General features: G+C 59.1%; 9 protein-coding genes. 4 read left to right on the top strand and 5 right to left on the bottom strand.

Features of this window, described 5'->3' with window-relative positions:
• The 3 genes from CUC44_RS21185 to rluA form a co-directional block, all read left to right on the top strand.
• Window positions 1-198: hypothetical protein (locus CUC44_RS21185; protein ID WP_208621096.1), on the top strand; the 198-nt coding region annotated here is incomplete at its 5' end.
• Between the two features lie 218 nt (window positions 199-416).
• Window positions 417-3,284 (top strand): RNA polymerase-associated protein RapA, encoded by a 2,868-nt coding sequence (gene rapA / locus CUC44_RS20310; protein WP_100861668.1) that lies wholly within the window; start codon window positions 417-419, stop codon window positions 3,282-3,284.
• Window positions 3,285-3,316: 32 nt separating this feature from the next.
• Window positions 3,317-3,985, top strand: a complete 669-nt coding sequence (gene rluA / locus CUC44_RS20305; RefSeq protein WP_100861667.1) for a bifunctional tRNA pseudouridine(32) synthase/23S rRNA pseudouridine(746) synthase RluA — start codon at window positions 3,317-3,319, stop codon at window positions 3,983-3,985.
• 65 nt (window positions 3,986-4,050) lie between these two features.
• Here the strand turns inward: rluA and CUC44_RS20300 are convergent, their stop codons facing one another.
• The 5 genes from CUC44_RS20300 to CUC44_RS20280 form a co-directional block, all read right to left on the bottom strand.
• Window positions 4,051-4,239, bottom strand: coding sequence for a hypothetical protein (locus tag CUC44_RS20300; protein WP_050720163.1), 189 nt, complete (start codon window positions 4,237-4,239; stop codon window positions 4,051-4,053).
• Window positions 4,240-4,297: 58 nt separating this feature from the next.
• Window positions 4,298-6,229: a putative bifunctional diguanylate cyclase/phosphodiesterase gene (locus tag CUC44_RS20295; protein WP_100861670.1), complete on the bottom strand. Its 1,932-nt coding sequence runs from the start codon at window positions 6,227-6,229 to the stop codon at window positions 4,298-4,300.
• A gap of 25 nt (window positions 6,230-6,254) precedes the next feature.
• Complete coding sequence (locus tag CUC44_RS20290; protein ID WP_167388971.1) at window positions 6,255-6,752, bottom strand: putative pterin-binding protein; 498 nt, start codon at window positions 6,750-6,752, stop codon at window positions 6,255-6,257.
• A 95-nt stretch (window positions 6,753-6,847) separates the two neighbouring features.
• Window positions 6,848-8,482: a chaperonin GroEL gene (gene groL, locus CUC44_RS20285; RefSeq protein WP_100861665.1), complete on the bottom strand. Its 1,635-nt coding sequence runs from the start codon at window positions 8,480-8,482 to the stop codon at window positions 6,848-6,850.
• A gap of 40 nt (window positions 8,483-8,522) precedes the next feature.
• A complete protein-coding gene (locus CUC44_RS20280; RefSeq protein ID WP_005309514.1) occupies window positions 8,523-8,816 on the bottom strand; it encodes a co-chaperone GroES in 294 nt (97 codons plus the stop codon).
• Window positions 8,817-9,054: 238 nt separating this feature from the next.
• Between CUC44_RS20280 and CUC44_RS20275 the strand changes: the two genes are divergently transcribed.
• Window positions 9,055-10,282: MATE family efflux transporter (locus CUC44_RS20275; protein ID WP_244166809.1), on the top strand; the 1,228-nt coding region annotated here is incomplete at its 3' end.

The following is a 10,282-nucleotide window of genomic DNA, read 5'->3' as shown; positions in this document are numbered from 1 at the left end:
AAGAGCGTTGCAACGTTTCGTTGCTGCGGGAGTGGCATTCTACTCAACCGCCTTCTCGAGTCAAGCCTTATTTTCAAAGGCTTTTTCGAGGCGCCGACCGGCTTGTTTGCGTTGCCGCTTGCCCTGTCGATGGAGGCGCATTATAGGGAGCTGAGCCGGGATGACAAGGGCTATTTCGCATTAAATTCGCAGTTTTGATTCAACCGTTCACTAATCACCCAAAGTGATGTCTTTACGATCTGAACTGGCCCCGCATGAGGTCGATATACGCATCTTGCGGGGCAAGAGAGGTCGACAGATCAAACTTGTATCGAATTGGCTTTTCCTATTGTCACAACCATGATGATCGGGGTCCCGCCTTCGGGTAACATAGCGCCCCTTTGCGATTCTCACACTCTTGGGCTTTGGAGAATTTAATGCCTTTTGCACTTGGCCAGCGTTGGATTAGTGATACAGAGACGGATCTGGGATTGGGAACTGTCGTTGCTGTAGAAGGACGCATGGTTACCCTGTTGTTTCCGGCTACCGGTGAAAACCGCATGTATGCCAAAGAAGAGGCGCCGGTGACCCGGGTCAGCTTCAATGTGGGCGATCAGATAGCCAGTCACGAAGACTGGACCATGCTGGTCGAGGAAGTGCAGGAGAAGGATGGGCTGCTTATATATGTCGGTACACGTACCGACACCGATGAGCCTGTCGTCCTCAAGGAAGTGTTTCTCAGCAACTTCATCAAGTTCAACAAGCCGCAGGATCGCCTGTTCGCCGGTCAGATCGATCGGATGTCCCGTTTCACCCTGCGCTACGAAGCCCTGGTCAATCAACACCAGCGCCGCCGCAACCCGACCCGTGGCCTGGCCGGTGGCAAGGTCAGCCTGATCCCTCACCAGCTCTATATTGCACACGAGGTGGGTCATCGTTATGCCCCCCGCGTCTTGCTAGCCGACGAAGTGGGTCTGGGCAAGACCATAGAAGCGGGCATGATCATCCATCAGCAACTGCTGTCTGGCCGTGCCCAGCGCGTGCTCATCCTGCTGCCGGAAACCCTGCAACACCAGTGGCTGGTCGAGATGATGCGCCGCTTCAACCTGCACTTCTCTCTATTTGACGAGGAGCGCTGCATCGAGGCCTTCGCCGACGCCGAGAATCCGTTCGAGACGGAACAGCTGGTGATCTGCAGCCTCGACTTCCTGCGCAAGAAGCGCCGCCGCTTCGAGCAGGTGCTGGAAGCCGAATGGGATCTGCTGGTCGTCGATGAAGCCCATCATCTGGAATGGAGCGAAGACGCCCCCAGCCGCGCCTACGAGATGGTAGAAGCCCTGGCTGAACAGGTGCCTGGCGTGCTGTTGCTGACCGCCACCCCGGATCAGCTCGGTCACCAGAGCCACTTCGCCCGCCTGCGCCTGCTCGATCCCGAGCGTTTCTACGATTACGACGCCTTCCTCGCCGAGGAGCAGGCCTATGGCCAGGTTGCCAGCGCGGCGCAGGAGCTGTTGGCCGGTTCGACCCTGAGCGAAAAAGCCAGGCAGATCCTCGCCAACCAGCTGGATGGGCTGGACCTCGGCGATGCAGCCGCCCGTCAGCAGGCGGTGCACAAACTGCTCGATCAGCACGGCACTGGCCGGGTGCTGTTCCGCAACAGTCGCGCCAACATTCAGGGCTTCCCCGAGCGTCATCTCAACATCTACCCCATGCCGCTGCCGGAGCAGTACAAGACCGCCATCAAGGTGATGGGCATGATGGGTGGCAACGGTGGCGATCTGCAGACCCGTGCGTTGCGCTACCTCTATCCGGAGAAGATCTTCCAGCAGTTCGAGGGAGACAACGCCAGCTGGACCCAGTTCGATCCTCGCGTCGACTGGTTGCTGGAACTCTTGCTCGGTGCGCGCCAGCAGAAGGTATTGGTGATCTGCTCCGAGGCGGCCACCGCCATCGCGCTGGAAGAGGCGCTGCGCACCCGTGAAGGGATCCGCGGTGCCGTGTTCCATGAAGGCATGTCAATCCTGGAGCGGGACAAGGCGTCCGCCTACTTCGCCCAACAGGATGGTGGCGCCCAGGTGCTGCTCTGCTCCGAGATAGGATCCGAGGGTCGCAACTTCCAGTTCGCCAGCCACCTGGTGCTGTTCGATCTGCCCCTCAACCCGGACCTGCTGGAGCAGCGCATCGGTCGTCTCGATCGGATCGGCCAACAGAATACCGTCGAGATCCATGTCCCCTACCTGACCGGCACCGCCCAGCGGGCACTGCTGCTCTGGTATCACGATGGTCTGGATGCCTTCGAGCAGACCTGCCCCACCGCTCGCCCAATCTTTGAAGCGGTGCGGGACGAGTTGTTCGAACTGCTGGCCGCCAACGATGGCGAACAGACGGTGCTGGATGCCCTGCTGGTCAAGACCCGTGAACTGCACGAACCGCTCAAGGCCCGGATGGAACAGGGACGTGACCGCCTGCTGGAGATCCACTCCAGCGGGGGTGATGCCGCCCTCGCCCTGGTAGATAAATTGGCTGCCGAAGATGATGACACTGGCATGATCTCTTTTGCCCTCAAGATGTTCGACGAGATCGGCGTCAATCAGGACGACAGAGGGGAGAATGCACTGGTGCTGACTCCCGGCGATCACATGCTGGTGCCCAGCTTCCCGGGCCTGCCCCAGGATGGCATGACCATCACCTTCGATCGCCCCACCGCCCTGGCGCGGGATGACATGGCCTTGCTCTCCTGGGAGCACCCCATCATGCGCGGCGGGATCGATCTGATCCTGGGTTCAGAGATTGGTGCTACCTCGGTGGCTTTATTGAAGAATAAAGCTCTGCCGATCGGCTCCATTCTGCTGGAATTGATCTTCGTGGCCGAATCGGCTGCCCATCCCCAGCTCTATCGCTTCATGCCACCGACCCCCATCCGACTGCTGATGGACAAGAACGGCCAGAATCTGGGGGAGAAGGTGGCGTTTGATGCCTTCAACCGCCAGCTGACCCCGGTCAATCGTCACCTCGGCAGCAAGCTGGTGACTGCATCCCAGCCTGTGATCCACGGCCTCATCGGCAAGGGCCAGGCCATTGCCGAAGAGCTGAAAGCGGGGATAGTCGACAAGGCGCGTGCGCAGATGGCGCAGACCCTGCAGCAGGATCTGGACAGGTTGGAAGCGCTCAAGGCGGTCAATCCGAATGTGCGCGACAGCGAACTGGATTATCTGCGCAATCTGCAGGCAGAATTGCACCACCTGATCGATCAGACCCAACTCAAGCTGGATGCGATCCGGTTTATAGTGGTCACCCATAACTAAGTCACTGATGGGGCCAGCCCCCTGGATGAAAGATGCAAGACGCTACATTTGAATACTCACCGCCGCAGGAGCCTTGGCTCGATATCCTGTTCAAGGACAAGGACATCATGGTGGTCAACAAGCCTACCGGCCTGCTCAGCGTACCCGGCCGCGGTCCCGAAAATGAAGACAGCGTCCTGTATCGCGTCAAGCAGCAGCACCCCAAGGCGGCAGCGGCCCATCGTCTCGACATGTCCACTACCGGGGTCATTGTCATTCCCCTCACCCCGAATTCCCATCGGGAGCTGAGCCGACAATTCCGCGAGCGGGAAACCGAGAAACACTACCTCGCCTGGGTGTGGGGAGAGCCGGAGGCCGACTCGGGTCAGGTCGATCTGCCGCTCTGCGTGGACTGGCCCAACCGTCCAAGGCAGAAGGTGGACTTCGAGGAGGGGCGCCATGCCCTGACCCTGTGGGAGAAACTCAAGGTGGAAAATGGCAACAGCCTGATCAAGCTGACCCCCATCACGGGGCGCTCGCACCAACTGCGGGTCCACATGCTGGAGCTGGGTCATCCCATCCTGGGAGACAACCTCTATGCCCATCCAGAGGCCTTGGCTGCGGCGCCGCACCTCTACCTGCATGCGGCCATGCTGACCATCACTCATCCACGCAGTGGCGAGCGGATGAGCTTTGAGGCACCGGCACCTTTCCCGCTCTGAGTCGACACAGGCACAAGACGTGAATAAAAAAGCCCCCATCAGATGATGGGGGCTTTTTATTTGGCTCAAACGTGAATGTTGATGTTACTTCCCAGAGAGCCCGTCGCCGATGTAACTGGCGCCTGGGCTGGCTGGGCGGCTGTCTGCAACAACTTCAGCGCGGTTTCCCCGTCCTGAAGCTGCTGTTTTTTTGCCAGACTGGCCGTCATCAGGGCAGAACCATATGACGTAGATGCAGAGCTAGAAATATCCATTGTGTACCTCCTGCCTAAGCTCTATCGGCCAGAATGCATCGAACATGAGAAATATTGCTCAGATCAGATAGGCCTTGTCCGGGGTACGCCGTGCCAGCCAGCGCTCCTCCATCTCCAGCAGGATCTGATAAGCCTTCGCCGCCTGCTCCGGACGGCTGAACAGATAGCCTTGCCCGTAGAGATGAATGTCGGTCAACGAACGCAGCACGTCGAGCTGTCCCTGGGTCTCTATCCCCTCGCACACCAGTTTCTTGCCCAGCATGGAGCCCATTCGGCAGATGTTGGCGACTAGCTCGGCCGCCTCGATGGAGGTATCTATCCCCTGAATGAAGGATCTGTCGATCTTCACCTTGCTGACCGGCAGCTTCTGCAGATAGCTGAGGGAAGAGTAACCGGTGCCGAAGTCATCCAGGGCCAGCTGAACGCCCTGATGATTCAGATCCTGCATCAGTTGCAGCGAGTTCTTCACCTCGCGCATGGTGGTATCTTCCGTCACCTCCAGCACCAGGCTGGCGGCGGGAATATGGTGCTCCATCAATGCCTTGGCGACCAACCGCAGCAGATTGCGCTGATACATGCCCGGTGAGATGTTAACGCACATCTGCAGGTCGACCAGCCCCAAATGTTGCCACTTGTAGAGCTGCTCGCACGCCGTATTCAAAATCCAGCTGCCGAGCTTCTCCGCCAGTTGGAACTCCTCCGCCACCTGGATCACCTCGTTGGGCGGAATGAAACCCAGCTCGGGGTGACGCCAGCGCAGTAAGGCCTCGACCGCCTCACAGCGACCGCTCTCCAGGTTGACTATGGGCTGGTAATAGAGCTCGAGCGCGTTGTGCTCCAGCGCCATCACCATGTCGGAGGCGAGATGCTTGCGTCTGGCGGTCTCGTTGAGCAGGGAGTTGTCGTAGATGACGTAGGGCACATGGGTCTTGCGACTGTGGAACAGGGCCTGCTCAGCCCGGCTCAGCAGCTCCTGAGTCTGGTTGCTGTCCATCGGGAAGAAGGCGATGCCGATGCCCACCTCCAGCCGAAACGGGTAGTTGTCGATGAGGATGTCCTGCTTGAGGGAGTGCAGGACTCTCGCCACCAGTTCCCTGACCTGGCGCAAGTCGCTTCCTTCTCGCTGCAACATGGCGAGCTGATCGCCCCCGAGGCGCGCCACCCACTCCCCGTTTTCACACAGGGCACGCAGCCGCTTGGCAAGCTCCTGCAGCAGGAGATCGCCTGTGTTGTAACCGAACTTGCTGTTGATGTCCCGGAAATCATTGATATCGACCAGTACCAGTCCGAACGGCGTATCGCGACTGACATAGGACTCCATCTTCTCGAGCAAGGCCAAGCGGTTGGGGAGGCCGGTCAGGGGATCGATCCGCGCCGTTCTGAAGTGGCGCCTGGCTTCGCGGATGAGCAAGCCGCTCAACAGGATGACGGAGATGACCAGACCGGACACCATGAACAACAGGGCATTGCGCAACTGACCGAAACGCTTGTCGTTGCCCGAATAGACATTGATGTTGTTCTGCATGACGGAGGCGAGGGAGTAAGACAGGGGCTCCTGCAACGGTGCCAGGATCATCATGATCTGCTGATAATCTGGCGTGCCCGGTTTGAGTTTGGCCAGCTTGGGTTCGAGCTCACGGATACTGCTCTCGGTCAGCTGCACCAGCCGCATCGTCTTCTGGTTGTCGGCCAGGCTCTTGCGCAGCTGGCCGCTCAGGAGGATGGGGGTACGGCTCCATAGGATGTCGTAGCGAAGCAGCAGGGCCTCGTGGTCGATGCCGCCATAATGGTAAATCTCGACGGCATTGAGGAAGCGGCCCAACTCGAGCTGCAACTGCATCAGCGCCCAGGAGACGTCATAGGTGTATTTTTCCATCACCCGGGTCGCATTCTGTATCTGCACCAGGCAATACAGGGTGCTCCCCGTGAATAACAGAATGGATAGATAAAGCACGCCGAGTAAGGGCCAGGCCCTGGTCTTCGCTTTCACCCAATGCTCCCACAAGCAACCATGATTACTGCTGAATGTCGATGGAACTCAATTGCCAGATCATCATGTCGGTGAATTCGGAGCGCTTGAGTTCGGGATACTGATCCAGTGGCAGGATAAACCACAGCGGTCCCTTGTCACGCACCCGCATGGTCATGCCATCGTCTTGCCAGGCCAGGATAGGATCGTATTGCTTGACCTTATCCCACTTGATCCGGATCTGGAAACTGTTCAGCGCCGTCAAGGTGATGCTCTTGCCTTTCGCACCGACGGCCGTCATCACGTCCGCCAACTTGGGGCCCACATATTTGTGTGGCTTGTCCGCCCAGGGATGGCCCGTCACGATCTCGTGTTGTGGCAAGGCCTGGATCATGGCCAGATCAAAGGCCACTTCCCCATCGGTCGGATTGGCGGACTCCACATCACCTGTCACCTTGAGGATCACGGGACCCTGCGGGGCGGCGAGTGCAGTGGCGGACATGAAAAGGGAAAACAGTAATGGAATCAGGCCTAAATTTCTCATGCTCACCTCAGATGATTTTGTTATCAATAGACTCAGTTTAGTAGCACTAAAAAAAACGGCCCGCAAATGCGAGCCGTTTGATAACTAAGACAGGATTACATCATACCCATGCCGCCCATGCCACCCATATCAGGCATGGCAGGGGTATCTTTCTTCGGCAGCTCGGTGATCATGCACTCGGTGGTGATCATCAGGCCGGCAATGGAAGAGGCGAACTGCAGGGCAGAGCGGGTCACCTTGGTCGGATCCAGGATACCCATGGCCAGCATGTCACCGTATTGCTCGGTGTAGGCGTTGTAACCGAAGTTGCCTTCGCCGTTCTTCACCGCGTTGGCAATGACGGACGCTTCTTCACCGGCGTTGATGACGATCTGACGCAGCGGAGCTTCCATGGCGCGCAGAGCGACCTTGATACCCACGTTCTGGTCTTCGTTGTCACCACGCAAGCCAGCCAGTTTGGCGGCAACGCGTACCAGCGCCACACCACCACCGGCAACCACACCTTCTTCTACGGCGGCGCGAGTTGCGTGCAGGGCATCGTCAACACGGGCTTTCTTCTCTTTCATCTCGACTTCGGTGGCAGCGCCAACCTTGATGACGGCAACACCGCCGGCCAGCTTGGCCACGCGCTCTTGCAGCTTCTCACGGTCGTAGTCGGAAGAGGTCTCTTCGATCTGCTGACGGATTTGAGCCACGCGGCTCTCGATCAGGGATGCATCACCCACGCCATCGATGATGGTGGTGTTTTCTTTGGTGATGACGATGCGCTTGGCACGGCCCAGATCTTCCAGGGTCGCTTTTTCCAGCTCCATGCCCACTTCTTCGGAGATCACGGTACCACCGGTCAGGATGGCGATATCCTGCAGCATGGCCTTGCGACGATCACCGAAGCCAGGTGCCTTGACGGCAGCGACTTTGACGATGCCCCGCATGGTGTTGACCACCAGGGTCGCCAACGCTTCGCCTTCCACGTCTTCGGCAACGATGATCAGCGGCTTGCCTGCTTTGGCTACGCCTTCCAGCACCGGCAGCATTTCACGGATGTTGGAGACCTTCTTGTCCACCAGCAGGATGAAGGGATCATCCAGCTCGACGGAGCCGGTTTCCGGCTTGTTGACGAAGTAGGGAGACAGGTAACCACGGTCGAACTGCATGCCTTCAACCACAGCCAGTTCATCTTCCAGGCCCTGACCGTCTTCGACGGTGATGACGCCATCACGGCCGACCTTGTCCATGGCTTCGGCGATCAGTGCACCCACTTTCTCGTCGGAGTTGGCGGAGATGGTACCAACCTGAGCGATGGCATTGCTGTCGGCGCAAGGGGTAGACAGGGCCTGCAGCTCGGCAACGGCGGCCACAACGGCCTTGTCGATACCACGCTTCAGGTCCATCGGGTTCATGCCGGCGGCAACGGCCTTCAGGCCTTCGTTGACGATGGCTTGGGCCAGTACGGTTGCGGTAGTGGTACCGTCACCGGCGGCGTCGTTGGCCTTGGAAGCAACTTCCTTGACCATCTGGGCGCCCATGTTCTGGAACTTGTCTTCCAGCTCGATTTCACGGGCAACGGAGACGCCATCCTTGGTGATGGTCGGAGCGCCGAAGGACTTGTCCAGTACCACGTTGCGGCCTTTCGGGCCCAGGGTTACCTTGACGGCGTCGGCCAGGATGTTGACGCCTTCCAGCATTTTGATGCGAGCTTCGTTGCCGAACTTAACTTCTTTAGCTGCCATGTTCTTGAATCCTTAAATCAATGCGGGGAAAAGGGAGTGATTACTCTTCGACAATCGCCAGGATGTCGGTTTCAGACAGGATCAGCACGTCCTGACCATCCAGCTTCTCGGTTTTCACACCGTAGCCTTCGTTGAAGATCACCTTGTCACCTACCTTGACGGCGAGGGCTTTGACATCGCCATTGTCCAGAATTCGACCAGTCCCCACGGCAAGAACTTCACCACGGGTGGACTTCTGGGCCGCAGTGCCAGTCAAGACGATGCCGCCAGCGGATTTGGCTTCAGCTTCGATGCGCTTGATGATGACGCGGTCGTGCAGTGGACGAATTTTCATCGATAACTCTCCCAAAATGAGTCTCTTGTGTTGCTTGAGGAATGGCCGCAGTCGGCCAAATTTGTTATGCCCCTGATCTGGGGCAACTTGGGTAGCCCTTCAAGGGCAAATACAAAAAAAATTTTTTCACGTACTATGAGCATCTTTGATGGATCTCGCCCCAATCAGGAAGGGGAATGGACCTGGCCTGCCTTCTGGCCCAGCAGCAAGAGACAATCCCTTGAGCCGACCCAACCCCATGCTGACCGCACCCCTGACCTCAGTGCTGCCGCGCATGACGGGCCCCATGATCCTCGGCATTATCGCCATCCTGGCGTTCAATCTGGTCGATACCTTCTTCATCGGCCTGCTGGGCACAGAGGCGCTGGCCGCCATCAGCTTCACCTTCCCGGTCACCTTCGTGGTGACTTCGCTGACCATGGGGCTGGGCGCCGGCCTCAGTGCCCTGCTCGGCCACACATTAGGTCAGGGCCGCCACGACGAGGCCGCCCGCATCACCACCGACTGCCTGTTCCTCGCCCTGGTGCTGGTGACCCTGCTCTCCTTGCTGGGCGCCCTCACCATCCACCCCCTCTTCACCCTGCTCGGGGCCAGCGCCGATCTCATCTCGCTGATCCACGACTACATGCTGATCTGGTATCTGACCGTCCCCCTGCTGGCCCTGCCCATGGTCGGCAACGCCGCCATCCGGGCGACCGGGGATACCAAGACCCCCAGTCTGGTGATGGCGGTGGCCGGCCTGGTCAACGGGGTGCTGGATCCCCTGCTCATCTTCGGCATAGGGCCCTTCCCCGAGTGGGGCATTCGCGGCGCCGCCATCGCCACCTCCCTCTCCTGGCTGATGGCGACTCTGGTCAGTCTCCACATCCTGCGCAAGCGTGAGCGCCTGCTGTCATGGCACCTCTCCCCTCGCCCACGGCTGCTGGCGCATTGGCGCGCCCTGCTGCACGTGGCGGTACCCGCCTCCTTCACCAACATGCTCAATCCGCTGGCCAACGCCGTGCTGATGATCATCTTCGCCGGGCTCGGCACCGAGGTGGTCGCCGCCTACGGTGCCGCCTCCAGAGTCGAAGCCCTGCTGCTGATCGTGATGATGGCGCTCTCCTCCGTGCTGGCGCCCTTCGTCTCGCAAAACTGCGGGGCCGGCAATCCGGCGCGAGCCAGGGCGGCACTGCTGATCTGCATGCGCTTCGCCCTGCTGTTCCAACTCATCGTCTATGGCCTCGTCTGGTGGCTGGCCCCCTTCATCGCCACTCTGTTCAGCGATCAACCCCAGGTGGTGCGCCTCATAGTGCTCTACCTGCACCTGGTGCCCATCGGCTACGGCTTTCAGGGCATGGTAATGCTGCTGGCGTCCGCCCTCAACGGCGTACGGGCCTCCACGGTTTCCTTCCTGTTCAACGGGCTGAGGTTGTTTGTCTTCTTGCTGCCAGGGGCCTGGCTGGGATCAAAATCTGTCTCTTATA

It is taken from the genome of Aeromonas lusitana, assembly GCF_002812985.1.
Classification (GTDB): Bacteria; Pseudomonadota; Gammaproteobacteria; order Enterobacterales; family Aeromonadaceae; genus Aeromonas; species Aeromonas lusitana.
Note: the sequence above shows the minus strand (reverse complement) of the source record. Positions and strands in the feature narration are given on the sequence as shown.

Coding starts and splice junctions, on each gene's coding strand:
- rapA (WP_100861668.1), top strand. CDS start 417: ATGCCTTTTGCACTTGGCCAGCGTTGGATTAGTGATACAGAGACGGAT.
- CUC44_RS20280 (WP_005309514.1), bottom strand. CDS start 8,816: ATGAAAATTCGTCCACTGCACGACCGCGTCATCATCAAGCGCATCGAA.
- CUC44_RS20300 (WP_050720163.1), bottom strand. CDS start 4,239: ATGGATATTTCTAGCTCTGCATCTACGTCATATGGTTCTGCCCTGATG.
- rluA (WP_100861667.1), top strand. CDS start 3,317: ATGCAAGACGCTACATTTGAATACTCACCGCCGCAGGAGCCTTGGCTC.
- groL (WP_100861665.1), bottom strand. CDS start 8,482: ATGGCAGCTAAAGAAGTTAAGTTCGGCAACGAAGCTCGCATCAAAATG.
- CUC44_RS20290 (WP_167388971.1), bottom strand. CDS start 6,752: ATGAGAAATTTAGGCCTGATTCCATTACTGTTTTCCCTTTTCATGTCC.